The organism is Polaribacter sp. Hel1_33_78, assembly GCF_900106075.1.
Lineage (GTDB): Bacteria > Bacteroidota > Bacteroidia > Flavobacteriales > Flavobacteriaceae > Polaribacter.
The window spans coordinates 856,018-877,402 of sequence record NZ_LT629794.1 but is presented as its reverse complement, the minus strand read 5'-3'; the positions used below and the strand labels follow the sequence as shown (position 1 = coordinate 877,402).

General features: G+C 32.1%; 14 protein-coding genes. 9 read left to right on the top strand and 5 right to left on the bottom strand.

Annotated features, from left to right (window positions below; genetic code table 11):
* Positions 1 to 1,989: a urocanate hydratase gene (locus BLT88_RS03790; protein ID WP_091953109.1), complete on the bottom strand. Its 1,989-nt coding sequence runs from the start codon at positions 1,987 to 1,989 to the stop codon at positions 1 to 3.
* A 132-nt stretch (positions 1,990 to 2,121) separates the two neighbouring features.
* On the opposite strand from BLT88_RS03790, the gene BLT88_RS03785 reads away from it, so the two are divergent.
* Together BLT88_RS03785 and BLT88_RS03770 are read left to right on the top strand one after the other, a co-directional pair.
* Positions 2,122 to 5,565 (top strand): methylmalonyl-CoA mutase family protein, encoded by a 3,444-nt coding sequence (locus BLT88_RS03785; RefSeq protein ID WP_091953107.1) that lies wholly within the window; start codon positions 2,122 to 2,124, stop codon positions 5,563 to 5,565.
* A gap of 711 nt (positions 5,566 to 6,276) precedes the next feature.
* Positions 6,277 to 7,338: a YbjQ family protein gene (locus BLT88_RS03770; protein WP_091953102.1), complete on the top strand. Its 1,062-nt coding sequence runs from the start codon at positions 6,277 to 6,279 to the stop codon at positions 7,336 to 7,338.
* 261 nt (positions 7,339 to 7,599) lie between these two features.
* Here the strand turns inward: BLT88_RS03770 and BLT88_RS03765 are convergent, their stop codons facing one another.
* Together BLT88_RS03765 and BLT88_RS03760 are read right to left on the bottom strand one after the other, a co-directional pair.
* Positions 7,600 to 7,944 (bottom strand): hypothetical protein, encoded by a 345-nt coding sequence (locus BLT88_RS03765; RefSeq protein ID WP_091953101.1) that lies wholly within the window; start codon positions 7,942 to 7,944, stop codon positions 7,600 to 7,602.
* A 68-nt stretch (positions 7,945 to 8,012) separates the two neighbouring features.
* Positions 8,013 to 8,693: a hypothetical protein gene (locus tag BLT88_RS03760; RefSeq protein WP_091953099.1), complete on the bottom strand. Its 681-nt coding sequence runs from the start codon at positions 8,691 to 8,693 to the stop codon at positions 8,013 to 8,015.
* Between the two features lie 146 nt (positions 8,694 to 8,839).
* On the opposite strand from BLT88_RS03760, the gene BLT88_RS03755 reads away from it, so the two are divergent.
* The 7 genes from BLT88_RS03755 to BLT88_RS03725 all read left to right on the top strand — a co-directional run bounded on the left by BLT88_RS03755 (position 8,840) and on the right by BLT88_RS03725 (position 16,664).
* On the top strand, positions 8,840 to 10,060 hold the full coding sequence (locus BLT88_RS03755) for a sulfite oxidase (RefSeq protein WP_091953098.1): 1,221 nt from the start codon (positions 8,840 to 8,842) through the stop codon (positions 10,058 to 10,060).
* Entirely contained in the window at positions 10,060 to 10,533 is a 474-nt protein-coding gene (locus tag BLT88_RS03750; RefSeq protein ID WP_091953096.1) for a monoheme cytochrome C, read from the top strand. Before BLT88_RS03755 ends, BLT88_RS03750 begins: the two co-directional genes overlap by 1 nt.
* Positions 10,534 to 10,555: 22 nt before the next feature.
* Positions 10,556 to 11,431, top strand: coding sequence for a sterol desaturase family protein (locus BLT88_RS03745; protein ID WP_091953095.1), 876 nt, complete (start codon positions 10,556 to 10,558; stop codon positions 11,429 to 11,431).
* 227 nt (positions 11,432 to 11,658) lie between these two features.
* Entirely contained in the window at positions 11,659 to 12,549 is an 891-nt protein-coding gene (locus BLT88_RS03740) for a dienelactone hydrolase family protein (RefSeq protein WP_091953093.1), read from the top strand.
* A 231-nt stretch (positions 12,550 to 12,780) separates the two neighbouring features.
* A complete protein-coding gene (locus BLT88_RS03735) occupies positions 12,781 to 13,602 on the top strand; it encodes a class I SAM-dependent methyltransferase (protein WP_091953091.1) in 822 nt (273 codons plus the stop codon).
* Positions 13,603 to 13,676: 74 nt separating this feature from the next.
* The gene (locus BLT88_RS03730; RefSeq protein WP_091953089.1) at positions 13,677 to 15,134 is read left to right on the top strand and encodes an NAD(P)/FAD-dependent oxidoreductase; all 1,458 of its coding nucleotides are present in this window, start codon (positions 13,677 to 13,679) and stop codon (positions 15,132 to 15,134) included.
* A 342-nt stretch (positions 15,135 to 15,476) separates the two neighbouring features.
* The gene (locus tag BLT88_RS03725) at positions 15,477 to 16,664 is read left to right on the top strand and encodes an NAD(P)-dependent oxidoreductase (protein ID WP_091953088.1); all 1,188 of its coding nucleotides are present in this window, start codon (positions 15,477 to 15,479) and stop codon (positions 16,662 to 16,664) included.
* Between the two features lie 205 nt (positions 16,665 to 16,869).
* On the opposite strand, the gene BLT88_RS03720 is transcribed toward BLT88_RS03725, so the two are convergent.
* The gene (locus tag BLT88_RS03720; protein WP_091953086.1) at positions 16,870 to 18,426 is read right to left on the bottom strand and encodes an amidohydrolase family protein; all 1,557 of its coding nucleotides are present in this window, start codon (positions 18,424 to 18,426) and stop codon (positions 16,870 to 16,872) included.
* Positions 18,427 to 18,450: 24 nt separating this feature from the next.
* Positions 18,451 to 20,979 carry a M14 family zinc carboxypeptidase gene (locus BLT88_RS03715; protein WP_091953084.1) on the bottom strand — a complete coding sequence of 843 codons (2,529 nt, stop codon included), beginning with the start codon at positions 20,977 to 20,979 and terminating at the stop codon, positions 18,451 to 18,453.
* Between the last annotated feature and the right edge of the window lie 406 nt (positions 20,980 to 21,385).

Here is a 21,385-nt window from a genome sequence, read left to right as displayed (position 1 = left end):
TTATGTTATTGCATCGATTAAAACATCTTCAACTAAATTAGGAAGTGTAACTTGAAAGTCTTTTTTTGCTCTCATTGCTCTTTTAATAGCAAAAACAGCCTCTTTATTTCTTGCCCAACTTCTTCTTGAAATTCCGTTATTTACGTCCCAAAAAAGCATTGATTCTAAACGCTTTGATGCTGACTTAGTTCCATCAAGAAGCATGCCAAATCCTCCATTAATTACCTCTCCCCAGCCTACTCCACCACCATTATGTATAGATACCCAAGTTGCTCCTCTAAAACTATCTCCAATAACATTCTGAATAGCCATATCTGCTGTAAATTTTGATCCATCATAAATATTAGATGTTTCTCTATAAGGAGAATCTGTCCCAGAAACATCATGATGATCTCTACCTAAAACAATCGGGCCAATTTTTCCTTTTTTTATAGCTCTATTAAATGCTTTTGCAATTTTAATTCGTCCTTCTGCATCTGCATATAAAATTCTTGCTTGAGAACCAACAACCAATTTATTTTCTTGAGCCCCTTTGATCCATTGAATATTATCGGTCATTTGTTGCTGAATTTCTTTGGGCGAATGCTGTTTAATTTTCTCTAAAACTTCACAAGCAATTTTATCAGTTTTCGCCAAATCTTTAGGATCTCCTGAGGCACAAACCCATCTAAAAGGACCGAAACCATAATCGAAACACATGGGCCCCATAATATCTTGCACATAACTATTATATTTAAAATCAATATGATTTTCTGCCATTACATCTGCCCCAGCTCTACTTGCTTCTAATAAAAATGCATTTCCGTAATCGAAAAAATAGGTTCCTTTTGCGGTATGTTTATTAATTGTTAAAGCATGTCTTCTTAACGTTATTTGAACTTTTTCTTTGAATAATTTTGGGTTATCAGCCATCATTTTATTGGCATCATTAAAGGAGAGACCTACAGGATAATAGCCGCCTGCCCAAGGATTGTGCAATGAAGTTTGATCTGACCCTAAATCAATATGAATATTTTCAGCATCAAACTTCTCCCAAACATCCACAATATTCCCTAAATACGCAATGGAAACTACCTCTTTATGCTCTTTTGCAGATTTTACGCGAACCGCTAATTCATCTAAATCTGTAATTTTTTCATCAATCCAACCTTGATCTAAACGTACTTGCGCAATTTTAGGATTCACCTCAGCACAAACCGTAATACAACCTGCAATATTTCCTGCTTTTGGCTGTGCACCAGACATGCCTCCTAAACCAGAAGTTACAAATAGATTTCCTCGTGGAGTTTTATTTATTTTTCTAAATCCATTTAAAACCGTAATTGTTGTTCCATGAACAATTCCTTGTGGCCCAATATACATGTAACTTCCTGCTGTCATTTGCCCATATTGAGAGACTCCTAAAGCATTCATTTTCTCCCAATCATCTGGTTTGGAGTAATTCGGAATTACCATTCCGTTTGTAACAACAACTCTTGGCGCATTTTTGTTGGATGGAAATAATCCCATTGGATGTCCAGAATACATCGTTAACGTTTGTTTATCGGTCATTTCTGACAAATACTTCATCGTTAATAAATATTGTGCCCAATTTTGAAAAACAGCACCATTTCCACCATACGTAATTAATTCATGAGGATGCTGCGCAACTGCATAATCCAAATTATTTTGAATCATTAACATAATCGCCTTTGCTTGTTCTGATTTTCCTGGATATTCTGAAATATCTCTTGCATACATTTTATATGCTGGTCTAAATCTGTACATGTAAATTCGACCATATTTCTCTAATTCCTCTAAAAATTCTTCTAATAATTCAGCATGATGCTTTTTATCAAAATAACGCAGTGCATTTCTTAAGGCTAACTTTTTTTCATCCTTAGATAGAATATCTTTTCTTTTCGGAGCATGATTTATCTCTAAATCGTACGCAATTTTTTTTGGTAAAATATTTGGAATTCCCTGTTGAATTTGTTTTTTAAAAGTCATATCAAAAATTTAGAAAGTAATCGTTTTACAAAGATATTCTTTTTTGGAATTAAATTTATAAACCATTAAAGATTCGTTATTTTTTTTAAGATTTTCGTAAATTGCACCCTTAAAATCAAACATTAATTACGAATGAAACAAATTACACCTTACAAACCTAAATATAAAGTACGTATTGTAACTTCCGCAGCTCTTTTTGATGGTCATGATGCTGCTATCAATATTATGCGTAGAATTATTCAATCTACAGGAGTTGAAGTTATACATTTAGGTCATGACAGAAGTGTAGAAGAAGTGGTGAATTGTGCCATTCAAGAAGATGTAAATGCTATTGCGATAACTTCGTATCAAGGAGGTCATAATGAGTATTTTAAATATATGTTTGATTTATTACAAGAAAAAGGCGCAGGACATATTAAGATTTTTGGCGGCGGTGGCGGCGTAATTCTTCCTGAAGAAATTAAAAATTTAATGGAGTATGGAATCACTAGAATTTATTCTCCTGATGATGGCCGTGAATTAGGGTTGCAAGGGATGATTAATGATTTGGTTCAAACTTCTGATTTTGCAATTGGGAATACTTTAAAGGTGACTCTAAAAGATTTATCAAATAAAGAAATTGGTAAAATTGCAAGAGTAATCTCCTCGGCAGAAAACTTCCCAGAAGTTGCCAAAGAAACCTTAGAAAAAATTCATGATAAAAATAAAAATTCAAAAACACCTGTTTTAGGAATAACAGGAACTGGTGGTGCCGGAAAATCTTCTTTAGTTGATGAATTGGTTCGCAGATTTCTTAGTGATTTTCCAAATAAAACGGTGGGTTTAATTTCTGTTGACCCATCAAAAAGAAAGACAGGCGGAGCGCTTTTAGGCGATAGAATTAGAATGAACGCCATCAATAATTCTCGTGTTTATATGCGTTCTTTAGCAACGCGTCAATCTAACTTAGCTTTGTCTAAATATGTGCATGAAGCAGTGCAAGTCTTAAAAGCAGCAGAATTCGATTTAATCATTTTGGAGACTTCTGGAATTGGACAATCTGACACTGAAATTATAGAACATTCAGACACATCTTTATATGTAATGACACCAGAATTTGGTGCTGCAACTCAATTAGAAAAAATTGACATGCTTGATTATGCTGATTTAGTTGCCATTAATAAATTTGATAAAAGAGGTGCATTAGATGCTGTTCGTGATGTAAAAAAGCAATACATGCGTAACAATAATTTGTGGCATATTCATCAAGATGATTTACCTGTTTATGGCACAATTGCATCACAATTTAATGACCCAGGAATGAATACTTTGTACAAAAGTATTATGGATACATTGGTTGAGAAAACAGGAGCCGACTTAACATCTTCTTTTAAAATTACTTCAGAAATGTCTGAAAAGATATTCGTAATTCCACCAGCGAGAGTGCGCTATCTTTCAGAAATTGCAGAAAATAATAGAGCCTATGATAAAAAAGTTGATGAGCAAGTGGTGGTTGCTCAGAAATTATATGGAATTTATCAAACCATTTTATCTGTCATTTTAAACGAAATGAAGCAATCTATTCTTATAAAATCCGGATTGGAGCAGGATGAAATCCTAAAACAAGTTAAAGATAAAAATGACAAAGAATTTATCAAATTATTAATAGCGCAATTTGAAAAAGTAAAACTAAATCTAAATCCCTACAACTGGGAAATTATTTTAAACTGGCAAGAGAAATTTCAGAAGTATAAAAACCCTATGTATACTTTTAAAGTTCGTGGTAAAGAAATAAATATAGAAACACACAGCGAATCACTTTCACACTCCAAAATTCCAAAAATTAGTTTACCTAAATATCAAGCTTGGGGCGATTTATTGCGCTGGAATTTGCAAGAAAACGTACCAGGAGAATTCCCATATACAGCAGGTTTGTATCCATTTAAAAGAACTGGTGAAGACCCAACAAGAATGTTTGCTGGTGAGGGCGGCCCTGAAAGAACTAACAGACGTTTTCATTATGTAAGCTTAGGAATGGACGCAAAACGTTTGTCAACGGCTTTTGATTCTGTTACTTTATATGGAAATGACCCTGGACATAGACCAGATATTTATGGTAAAATTGGAAATGCAGGAGTTTCTATTTGTTGTTTAGATGATGCTAAAAAATTATATTCTGGCTTTGACTTGAGTCATCATATGACTTCTGTTTCTATGACCATAAACGGACCGGCTCCAATGTTGTTAGGATTCTTTATGAATGCTGCTATCGATCAGAATTGCGAAAAATATATTAAAGAGCAACAATTAGAGAGACAAGTTGAAACTAAGCTGAAAGAAATTTACGATTCTAAAGGGTTAGAAAGACCAAGTTATCAAGGAGAATTACCGGAAGGAAATAATGGACTAGGATTAATGTTGTTGGGGATAACTGGCGATTTGGTGTTACCTTTTGCTATATATGAACAAATAAAAAAAGATACACTAGCCCAAGTCAGAGGAACTGTACAAGCCGATATTTTAAAAGAAGATCAGGCACAAAATACTTGTATTTTTTCTACGGAATTTGCGTTGCGATTAATGGGAGATGTGCAAGAATATTTCATTGAAAAACAAATTCGAAACTTTTATTCAGTTTCCATTTCTGGGTATCATATTGCAGAAGCCGGTGCGAACCCAATTACACAATTGGCATTAACCTTGTCTAACGGATTTACGTATGTTGAATATTACCTGAGCCGTGGAATGGATATTAATAAATTTGGTCCAAACTTATCGTTTTTCTTTTCTAACGGAATAGATCCCGAATATTCAGTAATTGGTAGAGTTGCACGTAAAATTTGGGCAAAAGCCATGAAAAATAAGTATGGTGCAAATGATAGAGCGCAAATGTTAAAATACCATATTCAAACTTCTGGACGCTCTTTACACGCGCAAGAAATTGATTTTAATGATATCAGGACTACATTACAGGCTTTATATGCCATTAATGATAATTGTAATTCTTTACATACAAATGCATATGACGAAGCCATTACTACGCCAACAGAAGAGTCAGTTCGAAGAGCCATGGCCATTCAGTTAATTATCAATAAAGAACTAGGGTTAACAAAAAATGAAAACCCCATACAAGGTGCTTTTATTATTGAAGAATTAACAGATTTAGTAGAAGAAGCTGTACTATTAGAATTCGATAGAATTACAGAACGTGGAGGCGTTTTAGGAGCCATGGAAACCATGTATCAACGTTCTAAGATTCAGGAAGAAAGTTTGTATTATGAAACATTGAAACATAATGGAGATTTTCCAATTATTGGTGTAAATACATTCTTAAGCTCTAAAGGATCTCCTACTATTCAGCCAGCAGAAGTTATTCGTGCAACCGAAGAAGAAAAGCTATTCCAAATTAAAACAAAAGAGTTATTAAATAAAGCAAATCCAAATAAAGTTGTAACACAAATTAGAATTTTACAGCAAGCCGCAGTTCAGAACGAAAACTTATTTGGCAAATTAATGGAAGCAACAAAAGTATGCTCTTTAGGCCAAATTACAGAAGCGTTGTTTACAGTAGGTGGGCAATATAGACGAAATATGTAGCTTTAATTTTGATGAAATACCATAATTAATTTTGGCATACAAAAGATAATCCCATGATACCATATTAAAGGAAATAAATAGTTATTTTTAGAACTTCAAAAAGATTGAACAACAGGAAGCATCTAGCTTACAAGTAGAGCACCATTAAAATAAAAATTATTGAAATAAAAACTAAAAACAGCACTAAAACATGAAGTCTATTGCTAATTTTCAGTAGCATTTTTTTAATTTCAAAATTCTGACTTTTAAGCTCCTTTTCCTTAAAAATCATCTCCTTAATTAATTCTTCTTTTGAATGCTCTTTAAAAGTATTTAAATAAGTTTTTTTCGGATTCTTCAAGTTATTTTTTTATTGGAGTTCTGATCAATGCCAACTAATCTGTTTATTTACTTAACTATATTGTGAAAATATAAATACACCTATTACCGTTATTATAAATTGAATCACGAGTATAGTAGTAATCAAACTCATATTCTTTCTATTTCTTTTAAATTTTTTCTTCTGTTGTATTAATTGATTTGCTATGTCAAGGGTAATTATATCATTCATACATACTTTGTTTATTTCTCCTTTCATCAAAATACTTATTAGTTTTAGTTCAATTTATTTGCAAGCAAACATAAAAGTTATTAAGAATAGCTTCAATGATTTATATCATAGAATACTTTTATATAAGTAGTTACTTTTAAAACTTTAAAAAAGGCATTGCTATGAAAAATGAATTTATAATCACCTCAACAAATAGTGTTGAAGGCGAGAAAATTGAGAAGTATTTAGGTGTAATAAATAATAATATTGTTTTAGGTACAAATTTATTTTCGGATATCGGGGCTTCTCTTTTAGATGTTTTTGGAGGTGCATCAAATTCTTATCAAAACAAATTACAAAGTATTTATGACAGTTCAATTCAAAATTTAAAAGTTAAAGCAATCAATCTTGGTGCGAATGCAATTTTAGGACTATCCATTGATTTTGATGAAATTTCGGGGGGAAATAAATCAATGCTTATGATATCTATTTCAGGAACAGCTGTTATTATTAACTATAAAAAATCACAAGTTAAAGATGTCAATACTGCTTCAAAAAAATACATTTCAAATGATATCCTGAAAAATGAATTGACCAAAAAACATATAATTAAAAAAGTAAGAGCCAAAAAAAAATTAGTTCAAGATGAATGGAATTTTCTTCAACAGAACCCAATATCTGATTTGTCTGAAAACTTAATTGATAGTTTTCTATATAATTATTTTGCTCTTAAAATTAACTCTGATGATGAAAAGGAAATAGTTTTAATCCGTAATTTTTCCAATTATCTTAGAGATACAGATCCTAAACGAGCAATAGATAAATTATATAAAACACTTCCAGATGAACCTGATGCTGTTTTTAAAATTTTAGAAATTAACAAACTATTCTCGCCACAAAAAATAATAAACTTATTAGAAAGTGATTTTATAGAAATTGCAATAAGCTGTTTATCAATTGAAAAAGAAAATTACACGAAAGATGATTTAAAAGTAATGAATAAAATAATTAAACACTTTGAACTCCTTAAAGACAAAGGAGAATTTAAAAAATTAAAAGGACTATTAGGAAAACAAAAAGACATATATATTTGTCCAAATGGACATTCTAACCATATAGAATCTGTATTTTGTGAAGATTTTGATTGTCAACAAAATATAAAAGGACTTACTAGAAAGGATGTTCGTAAAATTAATTCTTTCAAAAATAAAGTTGAAACCTTAAGGTTACTATTTGACAATTAGTAAAAACACAAATTTATTTAAGTAGTATTTAGGATGTAATAATAAATTTATAATTACCACTAGAAATAATATTGAAGGCGAAAAAATCATCAATAAAATAAATTAATAAAAGAGATATTGATTTTGACAATAAGTTTAAAAAAGCGTCATTATAAAGAAGTGGGGAAAAATAAGCTTTTAAAATAAAAAGATTACTTCATCCTTCACAATGACGCAAATATTGATTCATAACAAAAAAAAGAACTTCATATTCTATAATTTTTACAAAGAATAAGCTAACCACTCTTTTGGGATTGGCTTTAAGTTTAATTCTATTAATTCAGATCTCACTTTGATCTTAAAACCTACGCGAGAAATTCTAGGTAAAAACAAGTTTATATTATTCTTTTTATTTATTAGCTCCAAAACCTCTCTTATCGATCTTTTTGCACACAAAACTAAGCTATTCATCATAGCATTCGATTCTGTTTGTAAATCGTACAAATCGACAAAATATGTTGGTTTATCATCCTTATAGATAACCCATTGAGTAGCCTTTTTTTGAGGTACTTCTATAATTTTTTTTGTACCACTCAATGTTCTATAAGTAGTTGCTGAAAATATCATTTTTTAAATTAATATTAAAACCTGTGATTTTTTTATATCCATGCAACATGTAAAATAATTTCAAAAAATTAAGCTTCTGATTTAGATAAATGAACACCTTGCCGCAGCAATGTAACACCCATCATAAGTAACCAAATTGCTTTTAAGTGAAATAAAGGTTTATAAATTTCATAATTATCCGGAATAGACAAAATAATCACCATGGCTGCCAGACCTATTAGCGTTGTAAACCAACCCAACCAAGTGCTAACTATTCTCCATTTAATAAAAGCAAAGCCCAACAAAACCAATCCTACGCCAGAGAAAATACGTCCAAAACGTATAAAACAAGTAACATACTGATTTGTAAATAAAATATTATCCATAAATTCTATAACTTCCACAGCAGACATACCCGCTGTTTGTCCAACACCCCAAGCACCAAAATTGTAAAAATATGCATTAGCAATCGCTAAAGTAAAGGTACCAACAATAACCATTCCTGCTCCAGGAACTATAACCACCCGATAAGGTTTACTTGAAATAATGGACATCAATGCGAACATTGAAATACCCATAGTAACCCAACCAAAAATATGAATACGATACATCCATATCCAATACCACACATTCTTTCCTATTTCAGTAAAATCTGAAGACACTATATATTCACCAATATGATGAGGTGAAAGCGCCCAACCAAACCACAATAGTGCTGCTGCTAAAATAAACGCCCAACCGGTAAAACGAGTTTCGAAATCTTTTTTCATTATCTTCATGACTGTGTTATTTATCTTACTAAGAATTATGCAATTTAAAAGTAATTTCATTCTTTTTGTGTAACATTAGTTACACAAAAAGAATGAAATTACATGTAACTTGTATGTTATTTATATAACCATATAATTTTAGTATTGTGAGAAGAAGATCTTTTATAAAAAAAACCGTTCTAAGTTCTTTTACTGCACTTATAAGCGCAGAAATTGTTTTTGGTTCCAAAATGCTTGACGGCTATACTCCTTTAGCATTGCAAGATCCAGACCCTTTTAAAATGTTCAGTAAGAATAAAGAAATGATTATTTTAAATGACAAACCCTGGAATATTGAAGCGCAAGCTCATTTATTAGATGACAAGATTACACCCAACTCATCTATGTTTATTCGAAATAATGGAACTACCCCAGAAGAAATCAACCCAGAAACTTGGACGCTTACCATTGATGGGGAATCTGTTAAAAACAAAAAAACATATACTCTTAGTGATTTAAAATCCAAATTTAAACACCATACCTATCAATTAACATTAGAATGTGGCGGTAATGGACGAAGTGAATTTGATCCACCAGCAAAAGGGAATCAATGGACTATTGGCGCCGTGCATTGTGCGTCTTGGACGGGTGTGCGCTTACGAGACGTATTAGAAGATGCAGGCATCAAGAGTAATGCTGTTTATATTGGATATCATTCTACAGACACTCATTTAAGTGGAGACCCTAAAAAAGAACCTATTTCTAGAGGCTGCCCATTGCCAAAAGCACTGCAAGATGAAACCATTTTAGCTTTTCAAATGAATAACGAAGCTATTCCACTAATTCACGGATACCCACTACGTTTAATTGCCGGTGGTTGGCCAGCTTCAGTTTCTGGCAAGTGGGTTCAAAGAATTAGTATTCGAAACAAAGTGCATGATGGCACAAAAATGACAGGAACTGCTTATCGAGTACCTTGTAACCCAGTTGCTCCGGGAGAAAAAGTAAAAGATGAAGACATGTGCATTATAGAATCGATGCCTGTTAAATCCATAATCACATACCCTAAAACGGGCGCGCTCATTAACGAAGGAAAAGCTTTAAACATAAGAGGTCATGCCTGGGCTGGAGAACTAGAGGTTGTAAAAATGGAATATTCAATAGATTTTGGAGCAACATGGACCATTTGTTCTGTAGAAAAACCAACAAATCGATTAGCTTGGCAACATTTTTCAGCTTCCATAAATTTTCCAAAAAAAGGGTATTACGAAGTTTGGGCAAAAGCAACAGACACTCATAATATTGCGCAACCCATGCTTTTACCAGGCTGGAACCCGAAAGGGTATTTAAACAATGCTTGTCATAGAATTGCTGTAAAAATTATCTAATGAAAGATGATAAAGAGTTTCAAAAAAAAATTAAAAAAGCAGAGAAAACAGCTTATATAGCTATGTTGTTTTCCTTTATAGCTTCTGTTTTACTTCTTTTTGCGGTATACGATCCTTCATTTTCAATTTTTGGAAATAAAGAATCTAAACTTATATATAGTACTATTATTGAAGATGAAGATAAAATTGAAAATGGAATTCATATTAGAACAGGTTTAATAGACGCAGAAGGTTTAATGACGGTTGTTAATAATTGTACGAATTGCCATTCTGCAAAATTAGTCGTTCAAAATAAAATGTCTACTGAGAGTTGGAATGCAACAATTAAATGGATGCAAGAAACACAAAACCTATGGGATTTAGGAAGTAATCAAGAGGTTATTGTAAACTATTTAGTTACAAATTACCCTCCAACTGCAAAAGGTAGGCGTATGATTTTAACAAATATTGACTGGTATACATTAAAAAATTAATATATTTAAAAATTAAAATAAAATGGAAAAATATTTAGATGCATTTATAAATGCTTTTATTGGAACGGCAGATTGGACATGGAAGTCCATAATTCTTGAAGTGCCTTGGTACACAAATTATTTCTGGGGTCTTATTGTAATCTCCCTGCTTGTATGGGGTTTAGAAATTGTCTTTCCCTGGAGAAAACAACAAGCTATATTTAGAAGAGATTTTTGGTTAGATGCATTTTATATGTTTTTTAATTTTTTCGCTTTCTCAATTGTAATTAGCGGAGTTTACAAGATTTTAGGGATATTATTTGGTGAATTTAACATCACTGCTAAAAGTCTCGTTATTTTCGATATGTCACATTGGGCTCCTTGGTTACAATTATTGGTATTCTTTATTATACTTGACTTCGTTCAATGGTTTACCCATGTATTATTGCATAAATACCCTTTCTTATGGAAATTTCATAAAGTGCACCACAGTGTAAAAGAAATGGGCTTTGCTGCGCATTTAAGATACCACTGGATGGAAAACATTTTTTATAAACCACTAAAAACTTTTGGTGTAATGATTCTTGGTGGTTTTGAACCTGAGCAAGCATATATTGTTCATTTTATCACCATTGCCATTGGTCACTTTAATCATGCCAATATTAAAATTACTTGGGGAATCTTTAAATATGTAATAAATAATCCAGTGATGCACTTATATCATCATGCATATGAAGTACCGGAAGGAAGAAATGGAATGAATTATGGAATTAGTCTTAGTCTTTGGGATTATATTTTTAAAACAAACTACGTTCCAGAAGATAGCGGAAACGCAGAAATTGGCTTTAAAGGTGATGATAAATTTCCAACTACTTTTATCGCTCAAAATCTATATGGGTTTAAAAAAGGTCAGAAATAAATAAAAACAAGTACACAATAAATATATTGAGACATGAGCCGTTTATAAAATCATAAACGGTTCATTCTATTATACCATATTTATTTTTAAAAAAATAACCCCAGTTTGATAGCGAACTTTACAGTAAAATTTCAAAAAATAAGACTGCAAAATTTGCTCTTAAATTTGCTTTACCTTTTTTTTAATTATCTTAGTTGAAAATCTAAAAACCCATAAATTTCAGCAAAATGAAGGAACTTAAAAAAGAAGACATTAGTCAAGAGGTGTTTGACTTATATGATGACTATGCTCACAACAAAATGGATAGAAAAGAGTTTCTTCAAAAGCTATCTCTATATGCTGTTGGCGCAATCACCCTGCCCGCTTTATTAAGTTTTATTTCTCCAAATTATTTGGACTCTATTAGTGTAAAATCAAATGATCCAAGGCTAAAATCAGAGTTTATTACTTACGATTCTCCAAAAGGAGGAAAAAAAATAAAAGGATTATTTTCTATCTTAAAAGATACTACCAAAAAACTACCTGGCATTATAGTTGTACATGAAAATAGAGGGCTAAATCCTTATATAGAAGATGTCGGTAGAAGAACGGCTTTAGAGGGATTTGTAACTTTGGCTCCAGACGCATTATCGCCTTTAGGCGGATATCCAGGAAATGATGATGACGGGAGAGCAATGCAAAAGAAAAGAGATAGAAATGAAATGTTAGAAGATTTTATTGCTGCCTACAATTACTTAAAAACACACAAAGATTGTAACGGAAAAGTGGGAGTTGTTGGTTTTTGTTTTGGAGGATGGATTTCTAATATGATGGCCGTTAAAATTCCTGATTTAGCTGCAGCTGTTCCTTATTATGGAAGACAACCTTCGCAAGAAAACGTTGTTAAAATTAAAGCTCCTTTATTATTGCAATATGCCGGCTTAGATAAAAGAGTAAATGCTGGTTGGTCAGATTTTGAAATTGCTTTAAAAGAAAACAACATTGAGCATGAAGCTCATTTTTATGCTAATGTAAATCATGGATTTCATAACAATACCACACCAAGATTTGATAAAGAAGCTGCTGAATTATCTTGGGAAAGAACGATCACTTTTTTTAATAAACATTTGAAAGGTTAATTTACATTTCTGTTCTTCCCTCGAAAGCAGAAATCTATTTTCTTTGCAGGTGTCGTTTCGAAATAGTGAAAAATGAATGACAAGAAATCTAATTTTAAAATAAATTCATACTAGTTAGCGGCGTGAAATACGCTCAATCAAAATATATTTTTATTATAGAAGCCCTCAGAATTCCAATCCAACACTATTTATCACTTTAATTTAATTACTTTTATCCTTTAAATATTTAAAGTGAAAAAAAAACCTCTTATCAGCAAAGAATTAGATGATTTTTACAACAAAGCTTCAGAAGAAACCAGACTTGAAAAAGGAATGGGAATTTTTGAATTTGAACGTATTAAAGAACTAATTGAACAACATATTTCTAAACCAAATATCACAATTATTGATATTGGTGGTGGAACGGGAAAATATGCAGAATGGTTAGCAAAAAACGGACATACTGTTCATTTAGTAGAGCCAGTTTTAAAACATATAAAACTAGCAGAAAATAGAGCTAAAAAACTCAAGAAACCTTTTTCTGTTGCTATCGGTGAAGCAAAAAAAATTCCTTTTAAAGACAATACTGCTGATTTGGTACTTTTACATGGTCCTTTATATCACCTGCAAAAAAGAGAAGATAGAATTGCAGCAATCAGAGAAGCAAAGAGAGTTTTAAAAAAAGACGGCATTATTTTAGGCTTTGCAATTAACGCTACAGCTTCAACAGTCGTTGGTTTAATGAATGGAATGATTCATGCCAATTCGTTTTTTGATATGTGTAAAGAGGAACTCACAACAGGACTTCATGATGCGCCAAAAGATTTCCCTTTTTTATTGGCGGATGCGTATTACCATAAACCTCAAGGTTTAAAAAAAGAGTTTTTAGAACAAAACCTCCACTTTATAAATATTTTTGCAGTCGAAGGAATGATTTGGTTAGACAATGAATATTTTGCAAATATGTTAGACAAAAAGAAGTCTAAGACATTAAAAGCGTTGCAAAACTTGACACAAAATGATGAATATTTATTGCCTTTTAGTCCTCATATGATGATAGCTGTGAAGAAGTAGTTTGGCTTTCTGTGCATCAAGAAACAATAGATTTATATTTCATTAAAACCAAAAAATGATAAAAGATACAGCAGTTGGAAAAGACAGAATGTAAAGAGAATTATTGGATAATTTGTGAGAACTGTAAAGGTGATGGCAAAAAAAGGAAGAAGCCCCGCAAGAAAACTCGACTACATTATCAAGCTGCATTGAATCAATTTAAAAAAACAGATTGCGAAGGAATGGCTCCCGAGCTACCTATAGGTCAAATACATCCCTGCTTAAAATGTAAAGGATCTGGTTTGATTCATTCTGCTAGCCAATCTTTACCAAACAAAGAAAACTACCCACACGTTGCTATTATTGGCGGTGGCATTGGAGGAGTGGCTCTAGCCGTTGCCTGTTTGCATCGCGGAATACCGTTTACGCTTTATGAAAGAGACCATAGCTTCGATACACGATCTCAAGGTTATGGACTTACTTTGCAACAAGCAAGTAAAGCCCTCAAAGGATTCGGTATTGCCCAATTAAAAGAAGGAATAACTTCAACCAGACACGTGGTTCACACTACTGATGGAAAAATTATCGGTGAATGGGGAGTTAGAAAATGGGGGCGAACGGAAACAAAAAAATCACCAAGACACACAAATATTCATATTGCTAGACAATCTTTGCGTTTAGCACTGCTTGAGCAGCTCGGTGGATATAATGTTGTAAAATGGGGGCACCAATTACTGAGTTTTAAGGAATCTGAGAATGAAGGTGTAACGCTAAACTTTCAAGTCAAAAACGAGATAAAGAACGCCCAAGCAGACCTTATAGTTGGAGCTGATGGAATTCGTAGTACCGTTAGAAAACTATTAATTGGTGAGGATATTAGCCCTTTACGTTATCTCGGTTGCATAGTAATTTTAGGAATTTCTCCATTAAAGAATCTTGAGGGTATTGAAAGTTCTTTACTAGATTCGGCTACAGTATTTCAAACCGCTAATGGTAACGAACGAATCTATATGATGCCCTATGACTCCGATTCAATAATGTGGCAACTTAGTTTTCCTTTATCAGAAAAAGAAGCTAAAGAATTGAATACCGAAGGAACAAAAGCACTTAAGGAAGAAGCGTGTCGAAGAACTCAGTGGCACAATCCTATTCCTCAGATTATTTCAGCTACCAACGAAGCACAAATTTCCGGATATCCCGTGTATGACCGTGAACTACTCAAACCAGAATTGTTCGAAAATGCTACTAAAGTAACGCTAATTGGCGATGCTGCTCACCCAATGAGCCCCTTCAAAGGTCAAGGTGCAAATCAGGCATTGTTAGATTCCTTGTCATTGGCTCGAGGAATATCAAAACGATGCACACCCGCATCTAAATGGAGAGAAAATGGAATTCGGAAAAGTGTATTACTTGAATTTGAAGCAGAAATGCTAGTCCGCAGTGCTTCTAAAGTGAAGAGCTCTGCAGAGGCTGCTCAGTTACTACATTCCGAGATTATACTTCATGAGGGTAATGCTCCAAGAGGAAAGTATCGAAATAAAAAAGAGGCCTAGTATTGGGTACAAACCGTACTCAAAATTATGAATATTAATCAAATGATGCTTGTTATAAGAAAATGACTTGGTTTATACCTAAACTTTAAAAAATGTAACTCCCTTAACATCTGAGATAAGGCATTAAACTGAATATTACATCCGCCTATAGCTTGGAGTAATTAGGGGGAACGAATCCTATACAACTGATAAAAACCAAGTTGAAAATAATTTATTTAAACAAGAAAGTAAAGTCAACGATTCTAATATTATTTCTTTTATTTTAGGTACTGATTACTCGGAATAAATAAAATAATTTTATAAAACCGTTTTAAACATTTTAACAACAACTATTTTTGTGTCATGAAAAAACAGATTGCTATTTTGGGTGGTGGACCATCAGCTTTTTTATTAGCTGCTTTTTTAGATGCTAAAAAATTTAAAATTACCATCTATGAAAAAAACAAAACAGTTGGTCGTAAATTTTTAGTTGCGGGTAAAGGTGGTTTTAACTTAACGCATTCCGAACCAACTGAGCAGCTTATAAAACGCTACACGTCAAATGATTTTTTAGATAAAGCTCTGCTTCATTTCACCAATACTGATTTTAGAAATTGGCTCGATCAAATTGGGATTCCAACATACGTAGGGAGCAGTAAAAGAGTTTACCCAAAAGAGGGAATTAAACCTATTGAAGTACTGAGTGTAATTCTAAAACATCTCAAAGAAAAAGGAGTTATTATAAAATATGAGCACACTTTCTCTGATTGGGATAATCATAATAACCCAATTATTAATAACATATCATTACAAACAGATTACACCATCTTCTCTCTAGGCGGCGGAAGCTGGAAAGTCACTGGATCTGATGGAAGTTGGCTAGATACTTTTTCTAAAAAAGGAATCAAAACCAAACCATTTCAAGCATCTAACTGCGGATATAAAATTGATTGGAGTCCTAATTTTATAGAAAAAAACGAAGGAATTCCTCTAAAAAATATTGCTATTTCTTGTAGCGCTATTATTCAAAAAGGAGAGGCCGTTATTACTAGGTTTGGATTAGAAGGAAATGCTATTTACGGATTGAGTCCGCAAATTAGAGAACAGTTATCTTCAAAATCAAAAGCAACTATTTTTATCGATTTTAAACCCTCCTTAACATTAGAAAAAGTTCATTCCAAAATAAAATCATCTACTTATAGAAATACAACACAGATTTTAAAAAAAGAACTCAAGCTGAGCGCTCCTAAAATAGACTTATTAAAAATATCTCTACCCAAAGATTCTTATTTAAATACAGCATCATTAGCAAAAAACATTAAAAAATTTCCTTTAGAAATAATAAATATGGCATCCATTGATGAAGCAATCTCCACAGTTGGAGGAATTGATTTAACTGCACTTTCTGAACATTTTGAACTTAAAAAAATACCCAATCAATTTTGCAATGGCGAAATGTTAGATTGGGATGCTCCAACTGGTGGATACCTATTACAGGCTTGCGCAGCTACAAGTGTATATTTAGCGAATTATTTAAATAAAAACAATTAAGTATAGGAGTTTATCAAAGTTAAATTCTGGTCTAACTTTTCACCATATTTTTAGGCATGAAATCTATTTTCTTGTTTTAAAGTTCTTATCTATTGACCTCCATGAGGGAATAAAAAACAGCATTTTGATTGGTGGAATTCAACCAATATATATCTGATCTTTTTAATTAATTACTACCTTAATCATTATAATTTTAATCTGAAACCTAATCCTTAATACCAGGCTGTTTCAACTTCCAATTCGTTTTTACTTTTTCCTTATCAACCATTCTTTTTACGTCCGCTAATAATCGTTTTGCATCATATACAATACCATCTTTAATAGTATATTTTACACCACCAACACGAACCACTTCATTGTCTTTTGTTAATTTAATTGCACCTGTTCCATACAAAACTTTTAAGTTGACTAAAGGGTTCTCTTCAACTATAACAAAATCTGCTAATTTCCCAATTTGTACTGAGCCAATTTTATGATCCCAACCCAATGCTTCAGCACCATTTAAGGTCGCTGCTCGTATTACTTCTAAAGGATGAAATCCTGCTTCGCGCAATAATTCAAGTTCTCTTGCATATGCAAAACCATATAATTGATAAATGAAACCAGAATCTGTACCAACTGTTACACGACCTCCTCTATTTTTATATTCGTTTACAAAAGTCATCCAAAGTTTAAAATTCTCTTTCCATTCAACTTCTTGCTCAGTTCCCCAATAATGCCAATAACTCCCATGTGATATTTTACTAGGTTCATAAAATTTCCAGAGAGAAGGTAATGTATAATCTTCATGCCATTCCGCACGTCTTGCGCGTTGTAAATCCCTACTAGCCTCATAAATATTAAAGGTTGGATCTAGTGTAAAATCTAAACTCAATAATTCATCCATTACTTTATTCCAATGGTCAGAGTAAGGTTTTGCAGCTTGTCTCCATAATTTTCCAGCTTCTTCAAAACGATGTTGTTCATTTTGATAATTATAATCTAAAGGATAGTTTTGAATGGTTCTGTCATTAAATAATGCTTCTGGTAATCCATACCAATGCTCCATTGATGTCATCCCTGCTCTAGCGGAATGCAGAACATTCCATCGTGCAACACTTAATTGTGCATGATGGGCAGTAGATCTTAATCCCAATTTTTTATTTTCTTCAATTGCAGCAGCCATTATTTCTGGTTCTGCTCCAAAAAATTTAATTCCATCAGCTCCATTTTCTGCATTCAACCTAACCCATTCTTTCGCCTGTTTTACAGTTGTAATTGGTTTTTTACTTCCCGAACCAAAGCCAGTATATTCAAAAATTCTTGGAGCTACAATTTTATTCTCAGCACTTTGGCGTTTTAGTTCAATTGCGTTACGCCCACTTGGTTGTCTAACGGTTGTAACTCCATGAGACATCCACAATTTAAAAACATATTCTGGATTAGCTCCTTGGGCTTCGCCACCAATATGACCATGCATATCTATAAAACCTGGTAACAAATACATTCCGTTTGCATCTAATTCTTTGCCCCCTTTTTTTAATATTGGTCTTTTCTTTTCATTAATTTTTACACCTGGGTAACCAACAATTTGCATGTCTACAATTTTATTGTTTTCGACAACAATATCCATTGGCCCACGGGGCGGAGAACCATCTCCATTTATTAACATTACACCTCTTATGATTAATTGAGAATAAGGTCCATCTCCTAAATATTCTTTTTGTGAAAATCCTTGCAAGCTAAAAATGAAAGCGAAGATTATTATTAGTTTTTTTGTCATTATCGTAAACTTAAGTTCGTTGTTTTAATTAAATTTATTACCTAAAAAAAGTGCGTTTAAAAACAATTTATTGGTTCCGTACCAAGCACCTCTAAAGTTAGGATTATCTGCAAATAAAACTGCTCTTCCTTTGCCAATTTTACTTACTAATAAAGATGCTGAAGGTTTAATAAAAGTATCTAAATTCTTTTGAGTGATAAATCCGTCTATGTGAGGATTATTAGTATACTTTGCAACAGTAGCATATGCGTTTTTACTTGGAGATAAAAATATCATGTTGTTTTTATAAACTGGTAATTTTTCTGATCGATAACCAAAACCTAAAGGATGTGTTAAGTCTAAATCTACTTCTAAAATTATCCCTCCCACTCTTTCTCTTCCTTTATTCTCTCTAGCATCTACAAATGGTAACCGTTTAATTTCTTCTTTCTTTTTATCTTTAACTTTCGGTTTTTTAGTCAAACTTTCTTTTACTATTTTTTTATCAATCAGCCATTTAGATCCACCCGCAATGGTGACAATGGTATTTCCTTTAGAAACCCAATTTTTTAATTTTAGCCTTTGTATTGAATCTAATTGCGAATAGTTCCCAGACACCATTACAAGTGTATTATACTTATCTAGATTTGCTCTTCTAAAATTATTCATTCTAACTTTTGTAATTGGCATGTCTATTCTCGTATCTAGTAAATGCCAAACTTCTCCTGCTTCTAAAGAATTTACACCTTCGCCAACTAACATAGCTACTTTAGGCTTTGTTAAGGCTCTAAAATTATTAGATCCTAAATCAATCCCTTTAATACTATAACCACTATTAGTTCCAAAAACAGGAATATCATATTTGGTCTGCGCTGCTGAAACAATCTTATATACTTCTGCACTTGATTTTTTTTGTTTGCTAATCGGAATTAATAAACTTCCGTAGTTAAAACTTTTATTTCCATTATTCGTGCTGATAGTAAAAGGCTTGAAAGCCGATGCAACAGTTAATCCTTTAGATTGCATATAATACAATGCTGCGGGGGTATAATAATCGTCCCAATCTAAAATATAAGCATAACTAGATTTTTTAATTTTTGTATTGTTTACGATTCCATTTACGGATTTAATTTCTGCTCCTAATTTTACAGATTTCAATCCTTTAGATTTCATATTGTAGAAATTAGCAACGCTCCAAGCCGAAGCATCATAATACACACTATCTCTATATTTAGAATATGTTTCGAACATAGTTTGTACCATTCTATGTTGAGCTTGTTTTAAAGGAACAACAAACTTTTTTCCTTTTTTATAAACTTTTATCTTATGAGATAATAATTGTTCTATAAATGCTTTATTCCGATTCATATCATAAGCATCTCCAAACTCATAACCAGCAAAACCAGTTTTTGCTTTCTGTGATATTGCTGTTTTAAAAAATGTTTGTTGGTACTTTCTTAAAAATGCTTTATTCTCAACTGCAGCTTTTATAGTTGCAAAACCAGATGTGTATTGATTTCTAATAGTAAATGCAAATGTCATTTTACCATAATCTGTATCTTGCACATGTCCTCGAGAACTTGCTTGTTCAAACAACAAAGCTAAACCTCCTTGTAAATCTGGATACGAAGAGCCATAACCTGGATAGGTTCCATCGAACGATTCTTTTGTATAATAAAAAGAGCCAATTTTATCTAAAGCGCTCGAAAAATAAGGAGCAAATAAATCATTCAAATCTTCATAATTTTCTTTTGGCATAATTGGATCCAAAGAACCAATTGGTTTCATAGGTTCAAAAAAATGATTACTATTTGTGCCCATTTCATGGAAATCTGTAACCACATTTGGATACCAACTATGCATCCATTTTAATTTTCCTTTACTTTCTGGATGAACTCCTAATAACCAATCTCTATTTAAATCGAACCAATAATGATTCGTTCTTCCTCTAGGCCAAGCTTCATTATGTTCTGCATCTATATTATCTGACACTAATGCTTTTGCTTTAAATTGATTAGCCCATTGCGTATGTCTATCTCTACCGTCTGGGTTAATGGTTGGATCTATAAAAATGATAGATTTATTTAAATAGTTAATTACTTCTGAATTTGTTGATGCAACTAAAGTATAAGCAGTTAATAAAGCTGCTTCTGAACTCGATGGTTCATTACCATGAACATTGTACCCTAATTGAATAAATACTGGAACATCATTATAGTTTTTTGGATTTTTATTAGGATCAACAAAAGCTAAATGCTGGTTTTTAATACTTTCTAAATTGCTTAAATTTTTTGGAGAAGAAACTGTTAGCATGACTAACTTTCTTTGTTCGTGAGTTTTCCCATACACTTCTATAGTTGCTCTATCAGAAACTTCAGCAAGTTTATAAAAGTAGGCAACAATTAAATCGTGTCTCGTATGTTGTTCCCCAATAGGGTATCCTAAAAATTCTTCTGGAGTTGGAATGACTTTATTAAACGGAGCTTTGTCTTTAAAAAAATAATCTTGCGCTTGTGAGCTACTGCTTACTATTACAGAAAAAAACAATAAAAAAACAAGTTTGGTAAATTTCATTAGTTTGATGTATAAATAATTCCTTCTAAAAATACTAATAATTCATAGTTCTGGTCTTAAAAATCCAATATTTAACAATTATTTTTGGTTAAATCATTAAAATTCAATACCTTAAAACTTAAAAAAGCACCTTTAAGCACATGTTATATAAAAAAATAGTATTTGAAAAAATTAAGAAAATAAATCAAAATGATGAGTTTTTAGAGGCTCTTTAAGTCCTCATATTTTTATTGCTGTGAAAAAATAAAAATTGTAATAGAAACATTTAAAAAAGTAAGGTTATGATAGCTAATGTAATTACTAAAATAGCATAAAAAACAAGTATACCTATTTTGAAATAAGACCTTACACTTATAAAACCAAGCTTATTTATAATGACAATACTATTTTACAACAAAAAGTATTT

Excerpts from the sequence above, each read along its gene's own strand:
- BLT88_RS03720 (WP_091953086.1), bottom strand. The coding sequence starts at position 18,426 with ATGACAAAAAAACTAATAATAATCTTCGCTTTCATTTTTAGCTTGCAA.
- BLT88_RS03765 (WP_091953101.1), bottom strand. The coding sequence starts at position 7,944 with ATGATATTTTCAGCAACTACTTATAGAACATTGAGTGGTACAAAAAAA.
- BLT88_RS03785 (WP_091953107.1), top strand. The coding sequence starts at position 2,122 with ATGAAACAAATTACACCTTACAAACCTAAATATAAAGTACGTATTGTA.
- BLT88_RS03745 (WP_091953095.1), top strand. The coding sequence starts at position 10,556 with ATGGAAAAATATTTAGATGCATTTATAAATGCTTTTATTGGAACGGCA.
- BLT88_RS03770 (WP_091953102.1), top strand. The coding sequence starts at position 6,277 with ATGAAAAATGAATTTATAATCACCTCAACAAATAGTGTTGAAGGCGAG.
- BLT88_RS03715 (WP_091953084.1), bottom strand. The coding sequence starts at position 20,979 with ATGAAATTTACCAAACTTGTTTTTTTATTGTTTTTTTCTGTAATAGTA.
- BLT88_RS03725 (WP_091953088.1), top strand. The coding sequence starts at position 15,477 with ATGAAAAAACAGATTGCTATTTTGGGTGGTGGACCATCAGCTTTTTTA.
- BLT88_RS03750 (WP_091953096.1), top strand. The coding sequence starts at position 10,060 with ATGAAAGATGATAAAGAGTTTCAAAAAAAAATTAAAAAAGCAGAGAAA.
- BLT88_RS03740 (WP_091953093.1), top strand. The coding sequence starts at position 11,659 with ATGAAGGAACTTAAAAAAGAAGACATTAGTCAAGAGGTGTTTGACTTA.
- BLT88_RS03790 (WP_091953109.1), bottom strand. The coding sequence starts at position 1,989 with ATGACTTTTAAAAAACAAATTCAACAGGGAATTCCAAATATTTTACCA.
- BLT88_RS03760 (WP_091953099.1), bottom strand. The coding sequence starts at position 8,693 with ATGAAAAAAGATTTCGAAACTCGTTTTACCGGTTGGGCGTTTATTTTA.